The 21,462-nt window shown below is 71.1% G+C and carries 18 protein-coding genes; 7 read left to right on the forward strand and 11 right to left on the reverse strand.

Annotated elements, in window-relative coordinates:
- Window positions 1–5 precede the first annotated feature (5 nt).
- The 4 genes from AC0IY1_RS16020 to AC0IY1_RS16035 all read right to left on the reverse strand — a co-directional run bounded on the left by AC0IY1_RS16020 (window position 6) and on the right by AC0IY1_RS16035 (window position 7,003).
- On the reverse strand, window positions 6–1,019 hold the full coding sequence (locus AC0IY1_RS16020) for a bifunctional riboflavin kinase/FAD synthetase (protein ID WP_471770794.1): 1,014 nt from the start codon (window positions 1,017–1,019) through the stop codon (window positions 6–8).
- Window positions 1,020–1,091: 72 nt separating this feature from the next.
- Window positions 1,092–2,342 carry a PepSY-associated TM helix domain-containing protein gene (locus AC0IY1_RS16025; protein ID WP_471770796.1) on the reverse strand — a complete coding sequence of 417 codons (1,251 nt, stop codon included), beginning with the start codon at window positions 2,340–2,342 and terminating at the stop codon, window positions 1,092–1,094.
- Window positions 2,339–4,534: a TonB-dependent siderophore receptor gene (locus tag AC0IY1_RS16030; RefSeq protein ID WP_471770798.1), complete on the reverse strand. Its 2,196-nt coding sequence runs from the start codon at window positions 4,532–4,534 to the stop codon at window positions 2,339–2,341. Before AC0IY1_RS16030 ends, AC0IY1_RS16025 begins: the two co-directional genes overlap by 4 nt.
- A 216-nt stretch (window positions 4,535–4,750) precedes the next feature.
- Complete coding sequence (locus AC0IY1_RS16035; protein WP_471770800.1) at window positions 4,751–7,003, reverse strand: TonB-dependent siderophore receptor; 2,253 nt, start codon at window positions 7,001–7,003, stop codon at window positions 4,751–4,753.
- Between the two features lie 218 nt (window positions 7,004–7,221).
- Between AC0IY1_RS16035 and AC0IY1_RS16040 the strand changes: the two genes are divergently transcribed.
- Window positions 7,222–8,475, forward strand: coding sequence for an adenosylmethionine--8-amino-7-oxononanoate transaminase (locus AC0IY1_RS16040; protein WP_471770802.1), 1,254 nt, complete (start codon window positions 7,222–7,224; stop codon window positions 8,473–8,475).
- Window positions 8,476–8,670: 195 nt separating this feature from the next.
- Window positions 8,671–9,057, forward strand: a complete 387-nt coding sequence (locus AC0IY1_RS16045; RefSeq protein ID WP_244477148.1) for a response regulator — start codon at window positions 8,671–8,673, stop codon at window positions 9,055–9,057.
- A gap of 12 nt (window positions 9,058–9,069) precedes the next feature.
- On the opposite strand, the gene AC0IY1_RS16050 is transcribed toward AC0IY1_RS16045, so the two are convergent.
- Genes AC0IY1_RS16050 through rfbF form a run of 5 tightly spaced genes read right to left on the reverse strand, consistent with a single transcriptional unit; the run spans window position 9,070 to window position 13,709 of the window.
- Entirely contained in the window at window positions 9,070–9,975 is a 906-nt protein-coding gene (locus tag AC0IY1_RS16050) for an NAD-dependent epimerase/dehydratase family protein (protein WP_471770803.1), read from the reverse strand.
- The gene (locus AC0IY1_RS16055; protein WP_471770804.1) at window positions 9,972–10,502 is read right to left on the reverse strand and encodes a dTDP-4-dehydrorhamnose 3,5-epimerase family protein; all 531 of its coding nucleotides are present in this window, start codon (window positions 10,500–10,502) and stop codon (window positions 9,972–9,974) included. Before AC0IY1_RS16055 ends, AC0IY1_RS16050 begins: the two co-directional genes overlap by 4 nt.
- Before the next feature lie 4 nt (window positions 10,503–10,506).
- Window positions 10,507–11,778: a methyltransferase domain-containing protein gene (locus tag AC0IY1_RS16060; protein ID WP_471770806.1), complete on the reverse strand. Its 1,272-nt coding sequence runs from the start codon at window positions 11,776–11,778 to the stop codon at window positions 10,507–10,509.
- Entirely contained in the window at window positions 11,775–12,899 is a 1,125-nt protein-coding gene (gene rfbG, locus AC0IY1_RS16065; protein ID WP_471770808.1) for a CDP-glucose 4,6-dehydratase, read from the reverse strand. The genes AC0IY1_RS16060 and rfbG overlap by 4 nt, the downstream gene beginning before the upstream one ends.
- Window positions 12,900–12,941: 42 nt before the next feature.
- The gene (rfbF, locus tag AC0IY1_RS16070) at window positions 12,942–13,709 is read right to left on the reverse strand and encodes a glucose-1-phosphate cytidylyltransferase (protein WP_055946355.1); all 768 of its coding nucleotides are present in this window, start codon (window positions 13,707–13,709) and stop codon (window positions 12,942–12,944) included.
- 405 nt (window positions 13,710–14,114) lie between these two features.
- On the opposite strand from rfbF, the gene AC0IY1_RS16075 reads away from it, so the two are divergent.
- Complete coding sequence (locus AC0IY1_RS16075; RefSeq protein ID WP_471771028.1) at window positions 14,115–14,699, forward strand: MarR family winged helix-turn-helix transcriptional regulator; 585 nt, start codon at window positions 14,115–14,117, stop codon at window positions 14,697–14,699.
- 56 nt (window positions 14,700–14,755) lie between these two features.
- Here AC0IY1_RS16075 and AC0IY1_RS16080 read toward each other — a convergent pair whose 3' ends face one another.
- Complete coding sequence (locus tag AC0IY1_RS16080; RefSeq protein ID WP_471770810.1) at window positions 14,756–15,061, reverse strand: hypothetical protein; 306 nt, start codon at window positions 15,059–15,061, stop codon at window positions 14,756–14,758.
- 267 nt (window positions 15,062–15,328) lie between these two features.
- On the opposite strand from AC0IY1_RS16080, the gene AC0IY1_RS16085 reads away from it, so the two are divergent.
- Window positions 15,329–16,270 carry a DMT family transporter gene (locus AC0IY1_RS16085; RefSeq protein ID WP_471770813.1) on the forward strand — a complete coding sequence of 314 codons (942 nt, stop codon included), beginning with the start codon at window positions 15,329–15,331 and terminating at the stop codon, window positions 16,268–16,270.
- Here AC0IY1_RS16085 and AC0IY1_RS16090 read toward each other — a convergent pair.
- Window positions 16,261–16,527: a hypothetical protein gene (locus AC0IY1_RS16090; RefSeq protein ID WP_471770815.1), complete on the reverse strand. Its 267-nt coding sequence runs from the start codon at window positions 16,525–16,527 to the stop codon at window positions 16,261–16,263. The genes AC0IY1_RS16085 and AC0IY1_RS16090 overlap by 10 nt on opposite strands.
- Before the next feature lie 404 nt (window positions 16,528–16,931).
- On the opposite strand from AC0IY1_RS16090, the gene ileS reads away from it, so the two are divergent.
- The 3 genes from ileS (at window position 16,932) to AC0IY1_RS16105 (ending at window position 21,351) form a co-directional block, all read left to right on the forward strand.
- Window positions 16,932–19,913, forward strand: coding sequence for an isoleucine--tRNA ligase (gene ileS, locus AC0IY1_RS16095; RefSeq protein ID WP_471770818.1), 2,982 nt, complete (start codon window positions 16,932–16,934; stop codon window positions 19,911–19,913).
- A gap of 105 nt (window positions 19,914–20,018) precedes the next feature.
- Window positions 20,019–20,507, forward strand: coding sequence for a signal peptidase II (gene lspA / locus AC0IY1_RS16100; RefSeq protein WP_471770820.1), 489 nt, complete (start codon window positions 20,019–20,021; stop codon window positions 20,505–20,507).
- Between the two features lie 208 nt (window positions 20,508–20,715).
- The gene (locus AC0IY1_RS16105) at window positions 20,716–21,351 is read left to right on the forward strand and encodes a hypothetical protein (protein ID WP_055946341.1); all 636 of its coding nucleotides are present in this window, start codon (window positions 20,716–20,718) and stop codon (window positions 21,349–21,351) included.
- The last annotated feature ends 111 nt before the right edge of the window (window positions 21,352–21,462 follow it).

The raw sequence follows: 21,462 nt of genomic DNA on the forward strand, positions 1-21,462 counted from the left end.
CGGCCTCAGGCGTCGAGCAGCGAGGGGACGGCATTCTCGGCGGTGATCCGGCGGGCCTCGGCCGCGTCGCGATGCATCTGAGCGATCAAGGCCTCCGCTCCGTCGAAGCGGACCTCCCCGCGGAGATACTCCAGGAACTCCACTGCGATCGTCTGGCCATAGAGGTCGCCGGAGAAATCGAACAGATTGACCTCGAGGAGCGGGGCGCCATCATCGAAGGTCGGGCGCCGGCCGTAGCTGGCGACCCCGTCCTTCACCCGGCCGTCGGGCAGGCGCACCCGGACCGCGTAGATGCCGTGGGCGAGATTGCAGGCGGGCAGCGCCACGTTGGCGGTGGGATAGCCGAGGGTGCGTCCGCGCTTGTCGCCGTGGCGGACTTCGCCTGCGACGAACCAGCGATAGCCGAGGAGCGCGTTGGCTCGCGCCACCGCACCCTCGGTAAGGGCCGCCCGGATCGCACTCGACGAGACCGGCTCCGCGCCCGCGCTCAGGGCGACAGGAGGGATGATCCGGCAGCTCAGGCCCGCTTGCGCGCAGAGATCGGCGAGGAGCGCCGGGGTGCCCTCGCGACCTCGGCCGAAATGGAAGTCGTGGCCGATGACGACGCCCGCAACACCGAGGTCGCGCACCAGCAGCCCCTCGACGAAGTCGCGCGCGCCGGTGCCCGCCAGGGTGGCGTCGAAGCGGCGCACGATGAGCCCGTCGAGGCCGAGATGGGCGAAGACGATCTCCTTGGCGTCCGCGTCTGTGAGGCGGAACATGGGGAGATGCGGCGCGAAATAGGCGCGCGGATGCGGCTCAAAGGTGAGGGCGACCGCCGGGTGGGCGGCCTCCTGCGCGGTCTCCCGCACGGCGGCGATCAGGGCCCGGTGACCCAGATGCACCCCGTCGAAATTCCCGATCGCCGCGATGGCACCGGCGATCGCGGGCGGCACCGGCTCGTCCTCGCGGCAGATCGTGAAGCGTCGCCCGGGCGCGGATGCGGCGGGCGGAACGGCGGATTCGTCGCCAGACGACATCGGATCTCAGGAGTTGCAGCGGTCGGGGTCGGGAGCTGTGGCGGCGGAACCTGTCGAAAACCGGTCGGAGGGTCAAGCGCGCGGGTTGAGTGCGGAGGTCGCGGTGGGGCTCGCCCCCGCTTGCACGCGCCGCCGCGCCTTCGCCGCGCGGCGCCCGATGTAGAGCAGTAGCCCCGTCACGAGGAACAGCGGCATCGTCAGGGCCGCGACGAGGAAGACCGGGGGGCCGAGGGGCCCGAAGATGCGCCCGCTGTGCACGTCGAGCATGTTGCCGGCGATGCGGACGCCGAGCGGGCGCTCCCCTCCGATCTCGCGCACGAGGATGCGCGCACTGGCCGCTTCGATCCGCGTGTCGTCGCGCCAGCCGTTCCGATTCTCGGAGCGGATGCGCACCGGCCCGGTGAGGCCCGCGGGCAGGAGCAGGGTGGCACGGGTGAAGTGTCCGTCATCCGCCGTGCGGAAGGCCGACCAGGCTGCGTCGAGGGACGGCGCTCCTGCGCTGCCCAGCCCCTCATCCTTCCGACGGCCTCCACCTACAGCCTCGCCCTTCGCCGCGGCATCCCTCCGGCCGGCGGCCGGCCCGTTCGTCTTCTCCGCCTGTGGCTTGCCATCCGCCATCCGGGTGATGGTCTCGCCGCGGGTGAGGACGGCGGTGACGACCTCGCGATAGCCGTCGAAGGACCACCACAGTCCGCTCAGGGCGATGACGAGGTAGACCGGCAGCACCCAGGTTCCGGCCACCGCGTGCAGCGACCAGTAGGTCGGCCGGCCCCATTGCCGGAGATGGGGCTTCAGCCAGATCCGCAGCGACATCACCTTCGGCCAGCGCAGGTAGAGACCGGTGCACAGGAGGACGAGGAGCGCGACGACGCTCGCGCCGGTCAGGGTCCGGCCCCAGCCCTTGCCGTCGCCGGGCAGGAGCAGCCAGCGATGGAGGCGCCGGATGGTCGCGAAGGCCTCCTCCGTCCGCGCAGCGCCCCGCACCGCGCCGTCATAGGGGTCGAGGTAGAGGGCGGGCGGCCGCTGGCCGGTGGCGGGATCGCGCCCGAGCCGTACGATCGCGGCGGTGGCGGGCTCGGCCGAGAGCGTCAGGTTCGCCACCGTGTCGGGCCGTTGGGCATGGAAGCGGGCCAGGAGGGCGTCCGGCGTGAGCGGATCCCCCGCCCGGGGGGCGACGCGGATCAGGTCCGCGTCGAAGGCCTCGCCGATGGCGTCCTCGTAGCTGAGGAGCGCACCGGTGACGCCCGCCGCGGCCAGGATCAGCCCCGCCCCGAGCCCCAGCAGCCAGTGCAACTGGAACAGGACGGCGCGCAGGTACCTCACCACGCCACCCGTGCGGTCACCAGGGCCTGGAAGGGTTCGCCCACCGCCACCAGCAGGTTGCTGCCCCCCGACGAGGGGTAATAGGTGCGGTCGAACAGGTTCTTGAGGTTGAGCTGGAGCGTGATCGGCAAGCCGTTCACCTGGGTGTTGTAGGCGAGGAACGCGTCGCAGACGACGTAGTCCGGCAGAGCGAAGCTGTTGGCGGCGTCCCCTGGGCGGACGCCGACGTAGCGTGCCCCGAAGCCCGCTTCCAGGAAGCCGGCGCCCAGCCGCGTCGCGCCGAACTCCGTCGGCTCGGCGACGGCCCCGAACTGGTGCGTGAGGAAGGCCGAGGCGGTGACCCGCGGGGTGTTCAGGAGCTGCTTGCCCACCAGCACCGGATCCTGGGTGACCTCGGCCTGGGTGAAGCTGTAGCTGGCGATCACCGCCCAGTCGGGCAGGATCTGACCGGCGACGTCGAGCTCGAAGCCGCGCGAGCGCACCTTGCCGGCGGTGGTCGCCACGGTGAGGCCCTGGCCGTTGACCTGCGTCACCAGCACGTTCGCCTTGTCGATGTCGAACATCGCCCCCGTGACGGTCAGGCCGGCCGCGATCTCCGCCTTCACGCCGACTTCGACGGACTCCCCCTCCTCGGGTGGCAGGGCTCCGACGATGTTGGCCAGCGAGGTGTTGGGTTTGAAGGACTGCGCGTAGCTGCCGTAGAGCGAGAGATGGGGGGCCAGCTTGTAGACGAGGCCGACCCGCGGCAGGACGCGCACCCCGTCGATGTCGGTGTAGGCCACCGCCGGCGTCCCCTTGGCGCCGAACTGGTCGAAGATCTGCGTGCTGACCCCGGCGACCAGGATCCACTGGTCGCCGAGGTGCAGGGAGTCCTGCAGATAGAGGCTGGTATTCACTAAGCGTTCGCGCAGGTTGCTGTCGGCGGGCGAGATCACCGGCACCGCCGCGAGGGTGCCGTAGACCGGCCGGAACGGGTTGAACCCCGCCCGGTTCGGACCCCGGATGATGTCGGGCCGGCCGTAATCGATGTTCTCGTAGGTCACGCCGGCCAGGAGGTCGTGGCACAGGCCGGCGGTGTCGAAGCGGCCGGTCAGGTCGAGGCGGGCGACATGCGCATTGAAGTCGGCGTCGCGGGTGCCGTCGGCCCGGCGGGTGAGGAGGCCGGTGGCCGGGACATAGGTGACCGGCCGGATCTGGTCCTCGTCGTAGCCGAGATGGGAGTAGGTGTAGCCGAAGTGGAGCTTCCAATCGTTGTCGAAGCGGTGGTCGACGTCGAGGGTGGCGAGATGGCTGGTGGCCGCGTGCTCGCTCGAACGTTCGTCGAAGCGCCGGTCGCGCGGCACCCGCAGGGGCCGACCGGTGCGGGGATCGAAGATCGTGCCGCGGTCGTAGGGCACGCGGTAATGCCCGAACTCGTAGCCCACCGTCACGGTGGTGTCGTCGCCCTGCCAGGTCAGCGAGGGGGCCACGACCTGGCGGCTGAGATGGCCGAAGTTGCGCCAGTAGGCGTAGCTCTGGAGGTCGGCCACCATCCGGTAGGCGAGGTTGGTGCCCGCGATGGGGCCGGTGAGGTCGCCCTGCACGAGGCCGCCGTCGAAGCTCGTCCCCGTGAGGTTGAGCGAGCCGTGCGCGGTGAACTCGGGCCGCTTCGAGACGAGGTTGATCAGGCCGCCCGGGTCGGTGATGCCGTAGAGGAGCGACGCCGGTCCCTTGAGCACCTCCACCCGCTCGATGGCGTAGCTGAAGTTCTGCTGCAGGACGGTGCGGCGCCCGTCCCGCAGGATCGAGTCGTCGCGGAAGGTGCCGAAGCCGCGCCGCACCACGGCCTCCTGCGTGCCGCCGACACTGTTGGTCTGGGCGATGCCGCTGACGTTGCGTAGGGCTTCGTCGAGCGAGATCACGCGCTGGTCGCGCAGCACCCCGGCGGAGACCACGGCGATGTTGGCCGGCGTGTCGAGGATCGCGGTGTCGGCGCCCGCCCCGAAGGTCGAGCGCCTGGGCTGGTAGCCGACGGTGGCGAGTCCGTTGCCCAGACCGGCCACGCTGAGTTCCTCGAGGGTGACGGCGGACGGCGACGCCGCCTGGTCCGAAGTGCCCTGGGCCTGCAAGGCGGTCCCGGTGGCAAGGAGTAGGAGAAGGCCGGTCGGCAGGGGCCGCCGCGTGGCGGCGAACGGGCGGGGAGCGGAAGGCATGACGGGTCCGTGCGGAGAAGCCGGTACCTCTACCGGCTCCCCCGCGGAATTTCCATTGTGAATGCCAAGATTAGAAGCATTCAAAAACAGAAGAGACGTTGAGTTCTAGAATCATTCTTGGATCTAGTGCAGTGAACGCAAGATCAGACCGGCCGGTTCGTCCCGGTATCAGAGTCTGTGGTGACCCGGCATCCCGCCCGGCTTCGGTGCGCCCGCTCACCAGGCGACGCGGGCGGTGACCAGGGCCTGGAAGGGCTCGCCCACCGCCACCAGCAGGTTGCTGGCGCCGGCCGAGGGATAATAGGTCTCGTCGAACAGGTTCTTCAGGTTGAGCTGCAGGGTGGTCGGCAGGCCGTTCACCTGGGTCCGGTAAGACAGGAACGCGTCGCAGACCACGTAGTCCGGCATGGTGAAGCTGTTGGCCGCGTCTCCGGGGCGGACCCCGACGTAGCGGCTGCCGAACCCGGCCTCCAGGAAGCCAGGGCCGAGGAGGGTCGAGCCGAACGCCGTCGCGTCGGCGACGGCGCCGAACTGGTGGGTGAGGAACAGCGAGGCCGTGACGCGCGGCGTGTTCTGGAGCTGCTTGCCGGCGAGCACCGGATCCTCGGTGACGACCGCCTGGGTGAAGCCGTAGCTGCCGATCACGGCCCAGTCGGGCAGGATCTGCCCCGCGAAATCGAGTTCGAAGCCACGCGAGCGCACCTTGCCCGCGGTCGAGCCGAAGCGGGTGCCGTCGATCACCTGGGTGATCAGCACGTTGCTCTTCTCGGCATCGAACATCGCGCCGGTGATCAGGAGGCCGTCGGCGACCTCCGCCTTGACCCCCACCTCGTAGGCCGTCCCCTCTTCCGGCAGCAGCGCCCCGGTCACATCGAGGTCGGTGACGTTGGGGCGAAAGGACTGCGTGTAGCTTCCATAGAGCGAGAGATTGGGCGCGAGCTTGTAGACGAGCCCGGCCCGCGGCACCGGCTTCACGCCGTCGATGGCGGTCGAGATCACGGCGGGGCGGCCCTCATAGGCGAGCTGGTCGTAGATCTGGGCGCTGATCCCGCCCACCAGGATGAGCCGGTCGGTGAGGTGGAGCGAATCCTGAAGATAGAGGCTGGTGTTGCTGAGTCGGTCGCGGTTGTTGCTGGCCGCCAGCGAGACCCGGTCGGAGGCGCCCATCAGGCCGTAGACGGGGTCGAACGGGTCGAACCCGCCGACGTTCGGTCCCCGCACGCTGGTCTTCCGATAATAGTCGATCCGCTCGACCATCGCCCCGGCAAGGAGATCGTTGCGCAGGCCGAAGGTCTCGAAGCGCCCCGTCAGGTCGAGGCGGGCCACGTGGGCCTCGAAATCCCCGCCGCGCGTCGCGTCCGCCCGGCGCGTCAGGAGGCGCGTGTCGGAATTGTAGGCGACGGGTCGGATCTGGTTGTCGTCGTAGCCGAGCCGCGAATAGCTGTAGCCGAAGTGAAGCCTCCAATCCGCGTCGAACCTGTGGTCGACATCGATCGTGGCGAGATGGCTCTCGGCGTCCACCTTGCTGACGCGCTCGTCGAAGCGGCGGTCGCGGGGCACGCGAAGGGCGCGCCCGGTGCGCCGGTCGAAGGTCGTGCCCCGGTCGAAGGGGATGGCGTAGTGCGTGAATTCGTAGCCCACCGTCACGGTGGTGTCGTCACCGCGCCAGGTCAGCGACGGGGCGACGACCTGCCGGCGGATCTGCCCGAAATTGCGCCAGTAGGCGTAGTCCTGAAAATCGCCGACGACCCGGTAGGCGAGGTTGGTGTCCTGGATCGGGCCGGTGAGGTCGGCCTGGACGAGACCGCCGCCGAAGCTCGTCCCGGTCAGGTCGAGGGAGCCGCGAGGCGTGAAGTCCGGACGTTTCGAGACGAGGTTGATCAGGCCGCCGGGATCCGAGATGCCGTAGAGGAGCGAGGCCGGACCCTTCAGGACCTCGACCCGCTCGATGGCATGGTTGAAGTTCTGCTGCAGAACCGTGCGGCGCCCGTCGCGCAGGATCGAGCTGTCACGGGAGAAGCCGAAGCCGCGCCGGATGACGGCCTCCTGCGTGCCGCCGAGGCTGTTGGTCTGCACCACGCTGCTGACGTTGCGCAGGGCCTCGTCGAGGCTCAGCACCCGCTGATCGCGCAGCACGGCGTTCGGCACGATGGCGAGGTTGGCCGGTGTGTCGAGGAGGGTCGTGTCGGACCCCGCTCCGAAGCTCGTACGCCGGGGCTGGTAGCCGATCACCGCCCCGCCGTCGCCCGCGACCCGGATCTCATCGAGGGCGACGGACGAGAAATCGGGCTGCTGCGCGGCCGTCGGCCCGGCCTGGAGCAGGAGCGCGGCACCCGAGATCCATCCCGCCGAAATCCACCGCGTCGAGATCCACCGCGTCGAGATCCATGGCGAGATCCATGCAGCCGGACCCGCAGGTTTCCGGACGCAGGACGAGATGCGGTGATGACGTCGGGCCTGACGGGACATGATCGCTCCTGGTCGGGGGTCGATCTGCCGTAGGATAGTCTTGACTTTATAACAATAGCCGTCGCGTATATTGGAATATATCTAACTCTGCTGTTATATATGTCAGTATATCAATATATTTCACAAACTAAACTTCATGCCGAATGATCCCGGGTCCCAGGCGGAGCATCGCGCCCCGCCTTGACCCGGGGTCTGCGCCGGCCCATCCCCTGCGGGTCATGGACAGCCCGCACATCCAACATCTCTGGCGGCCCTACACACAGATGCGGGGGGCGGCCCCGCCGCTGGAGGCCGTGCGCACGCACGGGTCGCGCATCGTCCTCGCCGACGGGCGCGAACTGATCGACGGCATCGCCTCGTGGTGGACGGCGGCCCACGGCTACAACCATCCCCACATCCGGGCGGCCGTGGCCGCGCAGCTCGAGGCGATGCCGCACGTGATGTTCGGGGGGCTCACCCACGCCCCGGCGGAGCGGCTGGCGGCGCGCCTCGCGGCCCTGCTCCCGGGCGATCTCGACCACGTCTTCTTCACCGATTCCGGCTCGGTGGCCGTGGAGGTCGCCCTGAAGATGGCGGTGCAGATGTGGATCAACCGGGGGGTCGCCGGGCGCACCCGCATCCTGGCCTTCCGCGAGGGCTATCACGGCGACACCCTCGGGGCGATGTCGGTCTGCGACCCCGACGAGGGCATGCACCGGCGCTTCGGCGCCTACCTGCCGGGGCAGGTCTTCTGCGACCTGCCCCGGACGGCGGCGCAGGTCGCCGCCCTCGACGCGACCCTGGCGGCCGAGCGCGAGAGCCTGGCGGCCGTGATCGTGGAGCCCCTGGTGCAGGGCGCCGGCGGCATGCGGATGCACCCCCCCGAGGTGCTGGCGACCGTGGCCCGGCTCGCGCGGCGCCACGGCCTGCCGCTCATCGCCGACGAGATCTTCACCGGGTTCGGGCGCACCGGCACCCTGTTCGCCTGCACCCAGGCCGGCATCGTGCCGGACATCCTGTGCCTGTCGAAGGCGCTCACCGGGGGCACGATGGCGCTGGCCGCCACGGTGGCCACCGGGGCCGTGTTCGAGAGCTTCCTCGCCGACGATCCCGCCGCCGCCCTCATGCACGGGCCGACCTTCATGGCCAACCCGCTCGCCTGCGCGGCGGCCAATGCCAGCCTCGACCTGTTCGCGCGCGAGCCGCGCCTCGACCAGGCCGCGGCCCTCGCGGAGGCCCTGGCGGACGGCCTCGAACCCCTGCGCGGGCTGCCGCACGTCGCCGACATCCGGGTCCTGGGGGCGATCGGGGTGGTGCAGTTCCGCCAGGCCCCCGACCTGGCCGACCTGAAGCGCCGCTTCCTGGCGCGGGGCACCTGGGTCCGCCCCTTCGGCGACATCGTCTACCTGACGCCGGCCCTCACCATCCCGGCGCAGGATCTGGCCGAGCTTCTCGACGCCATGCGGACGGTGGTGCGGGCCGTGGCCTCCTGACGGCGGGACCCTGCATCCGGTGCAACCCACGCCCGCGTCGCTCGTTGGGATGACGTTGCGCTGGCCCCGTGTCCAAGATCCCCGAAGTGTCCAGGATCCCCGGAGACCCTGATCGTGCCGTGCGGGCCCCCGGGCTTCACGCGCGGGTCCCGGTCCCGGGCGGGGCCCGCGGCCAGACAGGCTGGAGGGTGCATCGTGGTGGATGAGGCGAAGGCGAACGACGACCGGCCGGTGATCCTGCTGGTGGAGGACGAGGCCCTGACGATCATGGACCTCGGCGACGTTCTCGAGAATGGCGGATACGAGACCGTGCAATGCGCCTCGGCCGAGCGGGCCCTCGGCATCATCCAGGCCCGCCCCGACATCTGCGGCCTGATCACGGACGTCGAGTTGTCCGGCAAGACCAACGGCTTCGAGCTCGCGACAGCGGTGTCCGAGGCCCGGCCGCAGCTGCCGATCGTGATCGTCTCGGGGCGCGCTGCCCCCGATCCCGAGCGGATGCCGAAGGGGGCCAAGTTCATTGCCCGGCCCTGCACCGGCGAGGACATCCTGTCCCAGCTCAGGGGCCTGCTGCCCTGCTGAGGCCCTGAGCGGTCAGGCCGGCGGCTGGCCCTGGGCCCGCCACCACGCCACGGTGTCGTCGAGGCCCCGTGCCAGGTCGAAGCGCGGCCGGAACCCCACGGTCTCCGTCAGGATGTGGGTCCCGGCCTCGATGACCGGTGGCTCGGTCGGGCTCAGGGGACGGGCCCCGAAATCCAGGTGCTCGGCGCCCCCGATCCGGGCGGCGAGCCCTTCGAGGAGCGTCCGCACCGGGATCGCCGTGCCCGAGCCGATATTCACCGGTCCGGTCACGTCCCCCGCCACCAGGGCGGCCAGGGCCGCGGCGGCATCCGCGACATGGAGGAAGTCGCGGCGCTGGAGCCCGTGCGAGGTCGGGAACGCCGTACCGGCGATCAGCGCCTGGATCGCGTCCGAGACCAGCCGCCCGCGACGCTCGCCGGGCCCGTAGAGGTAGAACAGCCGACCCCAGGCGAACCGCATCGCGGTCTGCCCGGCGAATGCCTCCAGGATGCGCCGCGTGCCGTCCTTGGCGGCGCCGTAGAGCGTCGCGGGCCGGCAGGGCGTCGTCGCCTCGTCGAGGCGGGCCGCGCCCCACGCATACTCGGCGCAGGTGCCGACCCCCACGAACCGTCGGCCCCCCGAGGCCGCGAAGGCCTGGGCGAGATCCAGGGTGGCCGCGGCCCAGTCGAGGTTGCGCGCCGAGGTCCAGTAGCGGCCGGGCTCGGCATCCCAGGCGAGGTGGAGGAGGTGGCTCGGCCGGACCTGCGCGAGCAGCGCGCGCCGTTCCTCGGGGACGAGCAGGTCGGCGGCGTGCCAGCCCGCCTCGGCAGAGGCGGCACGCCCGACGCCGTGAACCGCGAACCCGCGCGCCCGCAGGGCCTTCACGGCGTGGCGGCCGACGAAGCCGGCCGCACCCGTGACGAGGACGCGCTCCCTCACCGCACCCAGTCGGGATAGGCGAGATCGCGCTCGGCGATCACCGTGACGGGCTCCGGCCAGGCGACGTCGAGGCTCGGATCGTTCCAGCGCAGGCCCCGGGCGCTGCCGGCCACGTAGGGACGGTCGATCATGTAGAGCACTTCCGCGCCGTCGCTGAGCGCCTGGAAGCCGTGGCCGAACCCCGCCGGAATGTAGAGGGCGTGGCGGTTCCCGGCGCTGAGCTCGGCCCCGTAGGACCGGAGGTAGGTGGCGGAATCCGGCCGCAGGTCGACGAGGACGTCGTGGATCGCGCCGGCCGTGCAGCGCACGAGCTTGGTCTCCGCGTCGGGCTCGGCGGCGAAGTGCAGGCCCCGCACGGTGCCGCGCCGGGCATTGTAGGAGATGCTGGACTGCGCGAAGGCGCCGACGAGGCCCCGCGCGGCGAAATCCTCCGCGCAGGCGGTGCGGGCGAAGAAGCCGCGCGCGTCGGCATGGGGTTCCGGGACGATCCGGTACGCGCCGGCGAGCGGCAGGGCCTCGAAGCGCATGGGCTCAGAACACCGCGAGCCGCGGGATCGCGGTGACGAAGCGCCCGCCCCAATCCCGGATGGCGGCCATCTCGCCGGCGATCTCGTCCTTCAGGTTCCAGGGCAGGATCAGGACATAGTCCGGCCGCCGTGCCAGGAGGGCCTCCGGCGCGACCACCGGGATGCGGCTCCCCGGCAGGAGCGTGCCCTGCTTGTGCGGCGAGCGGTCGGCCACGGCCCGCACCAGCTCGGGACCGATGCCGCAGTAATTCAGGAAGGTGTTGCCCTTGGCCGCCGCCCCATAGGCGCAGACGGTCTTCCCCGTCAGCCGCAGCTCCGCCAGGAAGGCGAGGGTGGTGCACTTGATGCGCACCACGTCCTCCGCGAAGGCGGCGTAGCCGCTCGCGTCGAACAGGCCCCCGGCACGCTCCGCCGCCAGCACCCGGGCCACGGCCGGACCCTGCGGGTGGGCGGCCGCCGCGTGGCAGGCGAAGACCCGGAGGGAGCCGCCATGGGTCGGCCATTCCTCCACGTCGAAGACCCGCAGGCCGTGCGCCTCCAGGATCCCCGAGACGACCCCGAGGGCAAGGTACGAGAAGTGCTCGTGGTAGATGGTGTCGAACTGGCGCTCCGCGATCATCCGCAGGAGGTGCGGGAACTCGAAGGTGGCGACGCCCTCGGGCTTCAGGAGAATCCGGAAGCCGTCCACGAAGTCGTGGATGTCGGGCACGTGCGCCAGCACGTTGTTGGCCGCCATGAGATCGGCGGCGTGGCCCTCCGCCTCGAGACGCCGGGCGGTCTCCGCCCCGAAGAACGCCACCGCGGTGGGGATGCCGTGCGCGCGCGCCACCGCCGCCACGTTGGCGGCCGGCTCGACGCCGAGGGCCGGGATGCCGCGGGCCACGACGGCGCGCAGCAGGTAGCCGTCGTTGCTCGCCACCTCCACGACCTTGCTGTCCGGCCCGAGACCGAAGCGCGCCTGCATGGCCGCGACGTAGGCCTCCGCATGGGCGAGCCAGCCGGCGGAGAAGCCGGAGAAGTAGGCGTAGTCCGAGAAGATCGCCTCCGGGGTCTCGAAGGCCTCGAGCTGCACCAGCCAGCAGGTCTCGCAGACGAAGGTGTGGAGGGGATGAAATCTCTCGCCCCGATCGGCGCGGTCGGCCGGCACGTAGGCGTTGGCCAGGGGCGACAGGCCGAGATCGGCCACGCTCCGGTGCAGGGGCGCCCCGCAGGCGCGGCAGCTTCGGGCCGGAGGCGGGGTCGGGGTCGTTGTCGTTGTCGGTGTCGGGGCCATCATGCGGCGAGCGCCTCGTAGGCGCCGATCTGCGCCAGGGTCAGGTCGCGGGCGCAAGCCCCGCCGGCTTGGGCCCGGTGCCAGGCCGCGGTCCAGGCCAGGGCCGCATCGAGGCGCAGGCGCCGGTCCCAGCCGAGATGGGTGCGGGCCTTGGCCGAATCGACCTTGAGGAAGGTCGCCTCGTGCGGGTGGATCGCCTCCGACAGGTGCCAGAGGGCCTCGGAGCCCCAGGCCTGGGCGAGGGCGTCGACGAGATGGGCCACGGGCCGGCAATCCTCGTCGGCCGGGCCGAAGTTCCAGGCCTCGGCGTAGCGCGCCCCGTCCGCCCCCGACAGGCATTCGGCGAGGCGGAGGTAGCCGCTCAGGGGCTCGAGCACGTGCTGCCAGGGCCGCGTCGCGTGGGGGGCGCGGATCTCCACCGAGTCGCCCCGCGCGAAGGCGCGGACGATGTCGGGCACGAGCCGGTCCTCCGACCAGTCGCCGCCGCCGATGACGTTGCCCGCCCGGGCGGTGGCGAGCCGGCAATCCCGCTGGGCGAGGAACGAGGCCCGGTAGGCGGCCGCCACCAGCTCGGTGCAGCCCTTGGAGCTGCTGTAGGGGTCGTGCCCGCCGAGGGCCTCCGTCTCGCGGTAGCCCCAGGGCCATTCCTGGTTCGCGTAGGCCTTGTCGCTCGTCACCACCACGACGGCCCGGACGGAGGGCGTCACCCGCACCGCCTCCAGCACGTGGGCGGTGCCCATCACGTTGGTGGCGTAGGTGGCCAGCGGGTCGCGGTAGGAGGCGCGCACCAGGGCCTGGGCCGCCATGTGGATGACGACCTCCGGGGCCGTGGCGGTCAGGCAGGCCTGCACCGCCGCCGGGTCGCGGATGTCGGCGAGGTGCGAGTCGAGGCCGGTGCCGAGGCCGGCCGTCGCGAACAGGCTCGGGGTGCTGTCGGGGGCCAGGGCCAGCCCGCTCACCCGGGCGCCGAGGCGCTCCAGCCACAGGCAGAGCCAGCCGCCCTTGAAGCCGGTATGGCCGGTGACGAGCACCCGCCGCCCGGCCCAGAAGGCGGGATCGGGATTCGGGCTGCGCGTGCGCGGCAAGGGGAAGGGCGAGGGCTGCGGGAAGGGCGAGGGCTGCACGCTCTGAAACGATCTCCGGAAACGATCTTCGCTGGCGCCAGACTACCAGCACTTCCAGGGCGGCGCGTCCCCCGCCCACAGGGCTTCGAGGTGGTTCTTGTCGCGCAGGGTGTCCATGGCCTGCCAGAAGCCCGCATGGACGTAGGCCGCGAGCTGCCCGTCGGCGGCCAGGCCCTCCAGGGGCTCCGCCTCCCAGACGGTGGCGTCGCCGGCGATCCGGTCGAGCACCCGCGGCGAGAGCACGAAGAAGCCGCCGTTGATCGTCGCCCCGTCCCCGGCGGGCTTCTCCCGGAAGCGCCGCACCGTGCCGTCCTCCAGCTCCAGCGCCCCGAAGCGGCCCGGCGGCGTCACCGCCGTGAGGGTGGCGAGCTTGCCGTGCGCCCGGTGGAAGGCCGCCAGGGCCGTCAGGTCCACGTCGGCGACGCCGTCGCCGTAGGTCATGAAGAAGTCGTCGTCGCCGAGATAGTCGCGCACCCGCTTGAGGCGCCCGCCCGTCATCGTGGTCTCGCCGGTCTCGATCAGCGAAACGCGCCAGTCCTCGGCGGTGCTGCGGTGGAAGTCCACGTGGCCGCGCCCGATGTCGACCGTCACGTCGGACAGGTGCAGCCGGTAGTTCAGGAAGAACTCCTTGATGACGTAGCCCTTGTAGCCGAGGCAGATCACGAACTCGCGCACCCCGTGGGCGGCGAAGATCTGCATGATGTGCCAGAGAATCGGCCGGCCGCCGATCTCCAGCATGGGCTTGGGCCGGGTCACCGTCTCCTCCGAGAGGCGCGTGCCGAGACCGCCTGCGAGGATGACTGCCTTCATGGATTCCTGAGTGGTCGTCGGAGGTTCTGGCGCGGGACAAGGTCTTGGTGCGGGACAAGCTCCTGGTGCAGGAACAGTCGCGCTGCGGACGCGTGCGCCCCGTCGCGCAAGGCTTAGTCGAGGGGTCGGCCTTCGTCCAGGCACGGGGCGGGCCCCGGGACCGACCGGGCGTTTAGCCGACTTTTCCCGCCTGCTCGGGCCCCCGGGCCGGGCACTGTCATCCCAGCTTCATACGGGCCGGTCATGCCCCGGGACGAAGGGACGTTCCCGGTTGCCGGTGGATGTACCCGGATTGACCGGCGCGGGCCCATCGTCCGCGGGGTATGAGAGCAGAGGGCACGAGCGATGCGGGCGGCTGACGAGCGCGGGATGGTCGAACCCCGCGAGGGCTTGACCCGCGCGGTGATGGCGTCGCTCCCCGAGACGAGCGGTGACACGGATGGCGAGCGGAGCATGAGCAAGTCCGACAAGCGCCTGCGGCCTCCGGGCGCCAAGAGCGTGGGCTGGGCCCTGGTCCAGGCCGCGCGCCTGCACCGCTCCCGCGTGGGCGACCGGCTGGCCAGCCTCGATCTCTTCGCCGGACAGGAACAGGTGGTCCAGGCCCTCGCCGCGGCCGGGACCATGACGATGGGCGACCTCGCCGCGACTCTGCGGGTGCGTCCGCCGACCGCCTCCAAGACCATCTCGCGGCTCGCGGCCCTGGGGTTCGTCGAGCGCCGCGCCGAGGCCGGCGACGGCCGCATCGTCCGCGTGCGCCTCACCGAGACGGGCCTCGCCAAGGCCGCCGCCATCGAGCGGCTGTGGGACGAGGTCGAGGCCGAACTCCTCGACGGGTTCGACGGCAAGGAGAAGCGCCGCCTGCGCAAGCTGCTGCGCAAGGCCGCCCGCAACCTCGCGGACGCCTCCGGCGTCACCGGTCACGAGGTCGAGGGCGATGCCGAGATGGACGAGGACGAGGCGGACGGCCTGGCCGTCCCGGACGCGCTGTAGCGCCGGCAGCCCCCGGACCACGCCCCCTCGAACCGATCCCCCTCGCGCGCCGCGGTCTACGCGACCTTGGCTGCGACCTTGGCCGCGACCTTCGCCGCGACCTTGGCCTTCGGGGGCTTCGCCTTGCGCATCATGCCGGAGCCCGCATGCACGGCCCGGCGGCGCCGGAACAGGCGCTCGCTGCTCTGTTCCAGGAAGAAGGCCAGGCGGGTGGCGACCCGGTCGAACAGCCAGATCGCGGCGCAGATCACGATGGTGATCGCGCAGCCGAGGCCGATCATCAGGCCCAGGATGCCCGGAGCGGGGAGAACCATCAGGCAGATCAGCCCGAAGGTCGCAAGCAACGGTATGGTCTTCGCCATGGATGGCCCTCCGCCAGAGACGTTCGCCGGCGATCCTGAGCGGCCATCGATAAGACTTCGTGCAGCCCGTGCGATTCGCGGACGCGATCGCAACTGAGAGTCACCATCTGGTTACGAACGGGCTGGTTTCGCGTCGCGGATCGATGCTCCGTCGCCGTGGCGGACCCGATCCCCACGCAGGTGTGCGCTGCCCCGCGCCTGCTTTAAAGCTTGGCCCCCACGCCGTTCACACCGGGCGGAACGCCGTCGCGGATCGGGATCACGTCGTTGAGGTCACAACCAGGGGGCGCCGCGCCCCCGAACCGGCGCCTGGCCGGCATCGCGCTGATGTGCGGCACGCTGGCGTTCTTCGCCTGCCTCGACGCTTCGGCCAAGACCCTGGCGGGCCTGGGCGTCGATCCGCTGCTGTCGACCTTCATGCGCTACGCGGTGAACGTCTCGCTGGTGCTGATGGTCCTCAATCCGGTCCGGACGCCCGGGGTGGCGCGGACGAACCGGCTCACGCTCCAGGTCCTGCGCTCGCTGCTGCTGTTCGGCTCGACGGCCCTCAACTTCCTCGCCCTGCGCAAGCTCCAGCTCGCCGAGACCCTGTCGATCCAGTTCGCGACGCCCCTGATGGTGGCCCTGCTCGCGGGGCCGCTCCTGGGCGAATGGTCGTCGCCGCGTCGCCTGGGGGCGGTGGCGATCGGCTTCCTCGGCGTGCTGGTCATCGTGCGTCCGGGCGTCGGCGCCTTCCAGCCCGCCGTGCTCCTGAGCATCGGCAACATGCTGTGCTACGCGTTCTACGTGCTGACCACGCGCAAGCTCGCGAGCGTCGATTCGACGGCCACGACGGTCTTCTACTCGGGGCTGGCCGGGCTCGCGGTGATGACCCCGCTCCTGCCCTGGATCTGGACCACGCCGACGGCCTGGGCCACCTGGGCGCTCCTGATCGGGGTCGGGCTGTTCGGCACCCTCGGGCACTGGCTCCTGGTCCTGGCCCATGCCCGGGCGCCGGCCAACGTCCTGGCCCCCTTCATCTACACCCAGCTGCTCTGGTCGGTGATGCTGGGCTACCTGATCTTCGGCGACGTGCCGAACCGATGGACGCTGATCGGCGCGTCCATCGTCATCGGGTCCGGGCTCACCCTGCTGGCCCAGGAATCCCGTGGACGCCGCCGGCCGGCCGGCGCGGTCGGGCCACGGGATCCCGCACCGCCTCAGCGGTGACGGCGGTGATGGGCGTGGCGGCGGGACTTCATGCGGGTGCGGTAGGCGCGACGGCCCGGATCGATGCCGAGCGCCCCGTTCACGGTCCCGACCGCGCCGCCGACGGCGCCGCCGACGATGCCGCCCACCGGACCGGCGACCCGGTCGCCCTCGGCCGCGCCACGGCGGATGCCGCCCGGCAGGCCCTGCGCTTCGACCGCGCCCGACAGGGCGAAGGCGGACAGGACGAGGCTGGCGGCGAGCAGAGCTTTTCTCATGATCGTGTCTCCCAATGACGCCGCGTCTCGGGTCGCCCCTCGGAGCCGGTTCCCGGGCGAGGCGAGGGGCGCCCGAACGCGTGCGGGACAACGGCCGAGCTTGAAAAAGGTCCCCGCGAAACGTCCCGCGGTGTACCGGCGGCGGAAAGCTCGCTGGTCTCGCGCCTGCACCGCTGCTAGAAGCCGCCGGATGTGCGTTGATGGTGATCCACGCGGGCGGTTCGGCGTGCCGAGCGCGTCCCGGCCCCGAATTATGAGCCCGGCCTGCGCCTGAGGGCCGCCGCGGCGGACCGATGCGAAGGCCGGGAGGGCGATGTCTCGCCTCCATTCCGCCGGCCCCGGGGGCAGTCCTGCCCGCCGAACGCCTCAACGCCGATCCGCGCCGAAGACCTCACAGACAGCCCATGAGCGACCAGACCTCTCCCGCCGCGGCCGCCGCGCGCGACTACTCGAAGACCCTGTTCCTGCCCCAGACCGACTTCCCGATGCGGGCCGGCCTGCCGGTGCGCGAGCCCCTGCTGCTGGAGCGCTGGGCCGCCACCGGCCTCTACGGCCAGATCCGTGCGCAGGCCGCCGGCCGGCCGAAATTCGTGCTGCATGACGGCCCCCCCTATGCCAACGGCAACATCCACATCGGCACGGCGCTGAACAAGATCCTGAAGGACGTCATCGTCCGCGCGCAGGGCACCCTCGGCTACGACGCCAACTACGTGCCGGGCTGGGACTGCCACGGCCTGCCCATCGAGTGGAAGATCGAGGAGCAGTACCGCGCCAAGGGCCGCAACAAGGACGACGTGCCGGTCATCGAGTTCCGCCAGGAATGCCGGACCTTCGCGGCCCATTGGCTCGACGTGCAGCGCGGGGAGTTCAAGCGCCTCGGCGTCACCGGCGACTGGGACCACCCCTACGTCACCATGTCGTTCCCGGCCGAGGCCGCGATCGCCCGCGAACTCATGACCTTCGCGATGACGGGCCAGCTCTATCGCGGCTCGAAGCCGGTGATGTGGTCGGTGGTGGAGAAGACGGCCCTGGCCGAGGCCGAGGTCGAGTACGAGGACGTCGTCAGCGACGCGATCTTCGCCGCCTTCCGGATCACCGGCGGGGCGACGGAGGCCCTCGAGACGGCCCGGGTCGTGATCTGGACCACCACGCCCTGGACGATGCCGGCCAACCGGGCGGTGGCCTATTCGCGGAAGGTTGCCTACGGGCTCTATCGCGTCACCGCCGCGGCGGAGGACAACTGGGCCAAGGTCGGCGACCGCTACCTCCTCGCCGATGCCCTGGCGGCTTCGGTCTTCGCGAGCGCCCGGGTCGAGGCTTTCGAGCGGCTGCGTGACGTCGCGCCGGCCGAACTCGCCGGCCTGACCCTGAGCCATCCGCTCGCCGGCCACCTGCCCGGCTACGACTTCGCCGTTCCGCTCCTCGACGGCGAGCATGTCACCGACGAGGCCGGCACCGGCTTCGTCCACACGGCCCCGAGCCATGGCCGCGAGGATTTCGAGGTCTGGATGGCCAACGGCCGGGCTCTCGCCCAGCGTGGCATCGAGACCCGCATCCCCTACACCGTGGATGCCGACGGTGCGCTGACCGAGGAGGCTCCCGGTTTCACGGGAAAACTCGTTCTTAACCACAAGGGCGAGAAGGGCGACGCCAACAAGGCGGTCATCGCCGCCCTCACGGAGGCCGGCACCCTGGTGGCGCGCGGCACGCTCAAGCACAGCTACCCGCATTCCTGGCGCTCGAAGAAGCCGGTCATCTTCCGCAACACGCCGCAATGGTTCATCGCCCTCGACAGGCCGGTCGCGTCCCTCGGCGAGAAGACCCTGCGGGACGTGGCGCTGAAGGCGATCGACGAGACCCAGTGGGTGCCCCCGCAGGGCAAGAACCGCATCAACGGCATGGTCGCCAACCGGCCCGACTGGGTGGTGTCGCGCCAGCGCGCCTGGGGCGTGCCGATCACCGTCTTCGTCAAGCGCGGCACCCACGAGGTCTTGCGCGATGCGGCGGTGAACGCCCGCATCGAGGCCGCCTTCAAGGCCGAGGGGGCCGATGCCTGGTTCACGGATGCCGACGGTGCCCGCTTTCTGGCGCCCGACTACGATCCGGCGGACTACGAAAAGGTCACGGACGTCCTCGACGTCTGGTTCGATTCCGGCTCGACCCACGCCTTCGTGCTGGATGATCCCGAGCAGTTCCCCGGCCTGTCCGGCGTCGCGCGCAAGCGCGACGGCGGGACCGACACGGTGATGTACCTGGAAGGATCGGACCAGCATCGCGGCTGGTTCCAGTCGTCCCTGCTCGAATCCGCCGGCACCCGCGGCCGCGCCCCCTACGACATCGTCCTCACCCACGGGTTCGTTCTGGATCCCAAGGGCCTGAAGATGTCGAAGTCGAAGGGCAACGTCGTCGCGCCGCAGAACGTCATCAAGGATTCCGGCGCCGATATCCTGCGCCTGTGGGTGGCGGCCTCCGATTACGCGGACGACCTGCGCATTGGCCCGGAGATCATCAAGACCTTCGCGGAGACCTACCGCAAGCTGCGCAACTCGGTGCGCTGGATGCTGGGATCGCTGGCGCATTTCGAGCCCGGCACCGAGATCCCGCACGCGGAGCTGCCCGAACTGGAGCGGCTGATCCGGCACCGGTTGTCCGAGCTCGACGGCGAGATCCGCGAGGCCTACGCCACCTTCGACACCAAGCGGGTGGTGGCGCTCCTCAACGGCTTCATGACCGGCGACCTCTCGGCCTTCTACTTCGACGTGCGCAAGGACGTGCTCTACTGCGACCCGGCCTCGTCGCCGGTGCGCCGCGCCGCCCTTCAGGTCATTGACGAGACCTTCCGCCGGGTCACGATCTGGCTCGCGCCCGTGCTGGCCTTCACGGCGGAGGAAGCCTGGCTCGACCGCTACCCGTCGGAGACCGGCTCGGTCCACCTCCAGACCCTGCCGGAGACGCCCACCGCCTGGCGGGACGACGCCCTCGCGGCCCGCTGGCAGACGATCCGCCGCGTACGCCGGGTCGTGACCGGGGCCCTGGAGATCGAGCGGACGGCCAAGCGCATCGGGGCGAGCCTGGAGGCGGCCCCCACCGTCTACGTCGCGGATGCGGAGCTGCGGGCCGTGGTCGAGGGGGTCGACTTCGCCGATATCTGCATCACCTCCGCCCTCCGCATCGTGGCGGGCGAGGGCCCGAGCGAGGCGTTCCGCCTCGACGACGTGCGGGGGGTCGCCGTGGTGCCGGCCCTGGCCGAGGGCCGCAAATGCGCCCGCTCCTGGCGGGTCACGCCCGAGGTCGGCAGCGACCCGGACTATCCCGACGTGACGCCCCGCGACGCCCGCGCCCTGCGCGAGTGGGACGCGGCGCATGCCGGCACGGACGCCGCCTGACGCAGGCGCCGCCCCCGACCTTCCCCCCTTTCCGGGGGGAGGCCCCATCCCCGCGCGCGACGTTCTCCCGCATGACGGTCTCTCCCGCATGACCCCTTCTCCCGCATGACCCCCTCCCGCCTGGGCCTCGTTGCGCTCCTCGTCACCCTGGTCGTCGACCAAGCCTCGAAGCTCTGGCTCTATCTCGGCACCGATCTGGTGCTGACGCAGCCCTGGCGGATCGCGCCCTTCGCCGAGTTCCTCGTGGTGTGGAACCGGGGCGTCTCCTACGGGATGTTCCAGCAGGAGGGCGGGATCGGCCGCTGGGTGCTGGTGGGGGTGTCCTGCCTCGCGGCCCTGGGCCTGTCGCTCTGGATGCGACGGGCGGACTCGCGCCTGCTGGCGGTGGCCCTCGGGCTCGTTGCGGGCGGCGCCCTCGGCAATGCCATCGACCGCGCGGCCTACGGCGCGGTGTTCGACTTCGTGCACCTGCACTGGCGCAGCTGGTCCTGGTACGTCTTCAACATCGCCGATGCGGCCATCGTCGCGGGCGTCGTCGGCCTCATCCTCGACAGCCTGCGGCCCGCTCCCCGGAGCACCGGTTCCGAGCTCTGAGGCTCCGCTGTCGTTTCCGTCGGACCTGTGGTCCGTAAACCACAACCGGGATCGTTGTGCCGGCTGGGCTGGTGCACTGCGGTCAAGGCGCCATACGATCGCCTGAAACCGGGGTCAGGCCGAGGAGGTCGGATCAAGATCGCGGCACAAGGCGATCATCCGGGCTCGGGGAACCGGGACCCACAACCGGGCGGAGAGCGGGGACAGCATGATCGGACATCGGGCTTTGCTGGTGGTGGCAGGCATCCTGACCGCCGGGAGCGCTCAGGCGCAGCAGGGCGTGTTCATGCGCGACACGCTCAGCAGCATCGGCCTGATCGAGCCCGAGAAGCCCGCGATTACCTACCGCGAGCGGGCCCCCCTGGTGATGCCGCCCAAGCTCGACGGCAAGTCGCTGCCGCCGCCGCGCCAGCCCGAAGCCTCGGCGCAGTGGCCGAAGGATCCCGAGGTCGTCCAGCGGGAGCGCGAGCGCGAGGAGGCCCGGAAGCCGATCGTCCGCGGCGCCCAGGGCCGGATGAACGACAACAACATGACCCTCTCCATCGACGAGATGCGCGGAGGCCGCCGGGCGAGCGCCCAGGGCCGTACCGAGCCGGGCCGGCCCGAGGGCGAGAACGACGATCGCAATTCCTTCTGGTCGAACCCCTTCGGCCTGCGTTCCGCCGAGGTCGCGGAGCCGTCGCAGGTCGAGCCGGACCGCGACGTCCTCACCGATCCGCCCACCGGCTACCGCAAGCCGCCGCGCAAGGTCGCCAAGACCAACGGCGACCCCGTGAACAACCCCTATCGCGAGCGTGAGGAGTCCGATCCGGGCGCCTACGTGCGCGCGCGTTCCGCGAACTGAACCCCGGGTCCGGCCCGGTGCCGCAGGGGCGGCGAGTCACCGCACGCGGACCCGTTTCCTGCCCCTCCGCCGCACCCCCGTGGCGCGGAGCCGGCGCAATGCCAACATGAC

The sequence above is a fragment of the Methylobacterium sp. AC690 genome (genome assembly GCF_979256535.1).

What these genes read in the sequence shown, in the direction of transcription:
- AC0IY1_RS16060 (WP_471770806.1), bottom strand. Translation starts at nt 11,778, where the DNA reads ATGATGGCCCCGACACCGACAACGACAACGACCCCGACCCCGCCTCCG.
- AC0IY1_RS16020 (WP_471770794.1), bottom strand. Translation starts at nt 1,019, where the DNA reads ATGTCGTCTGGCGACGAATCCGCCGTTCCGCCCGCCGCATCCGCGCCC.
- AC0IY1_RS16055 (WP_471770804.1), bottom strand. Translation starts at nt 10,502, where the DNA reads ATGCGCTTCGAGGCCCTGCCGCTCGCCGGCGCGTACCGGATCGTCCCG.
- lspA (WP_471770820.1), top strand. Translation starts at nt 20,019, where the DNA reads ATGACCCCCTCCCGCCTGGGCCTCGTTGCGCTCCTCGTCACCCTGGTC.
- ileS (WP_471770818.1), top strand. Translation starts at nt 16,932, where the DNA reads ATGAGCGACCAGACCTCTCCCGCCGCGGCCGCCGCGCGCGACTACTCG.
- rfbF (WP_055946355.1), bottom strand. Translation starts at nt 13,709, where the DNA reads ATGAAGGCAGTCATCCTCGCAGGCGGTCTCGGCACGCGCCTCTCGGAG.
- AC0IY1_RS16035 (WP_471770800.1), bottom strand. Translation starts at nt 7,003, where the DNA reads ATGTCCCGTCAGGCCCGACGTCATCACCGCATCTCGTCCTGCGTCCGG.
- AC0IY1_RS16105 (WP_055946341.1), top strand. Translation starts at nt 20,716, where the DNA reads ATGATCGGACATCGGGCTTTGCTGGTGGTGGCAGGCATCCTGACCGCC.
- AC0IY1_RS16040 (WP_471770802.1), top strand. Translation starts at nt 7,222, where the DNA reads ATGGACAGCCCGCACATCCAACATCTCTGGCGGCCCTACACACAGATG.
- AC0IY1_RS16075 (WP_471771028.1), top strand. Translation starts at nt 14,115, where the DNA reads ATGGCGTCGCTCCCCGAGACGAGCGGTGACACGGATGGCGAGCGGAGC.
- AC0IY1_RS16080 (WP_471770810.1), bottom strand. Translation starts at nt 15,061, where the DNA reads ATGGCGAAGACCATACCGTTGCTTGCGACCTTCGGGCTGATCTGCCTG.
- AC0IY1_RS16030 (WP_471770798.1), bottom strand. Translation starts at nt 4,534, where the DNA reads ATGCCTTCCGCTCCCCGCCCGTTCGCCGCCACGCGGCGGCCCCTGCCG.
- AC0IY1_RS16090 (WP_471770815.1), bottom strand. Translation starts at nt 16,527, where the DNA reads ATGAGAAAAGCTCTGCTCGCCGCCAGCCTCGTCCTGTCCGCCTTCGCC.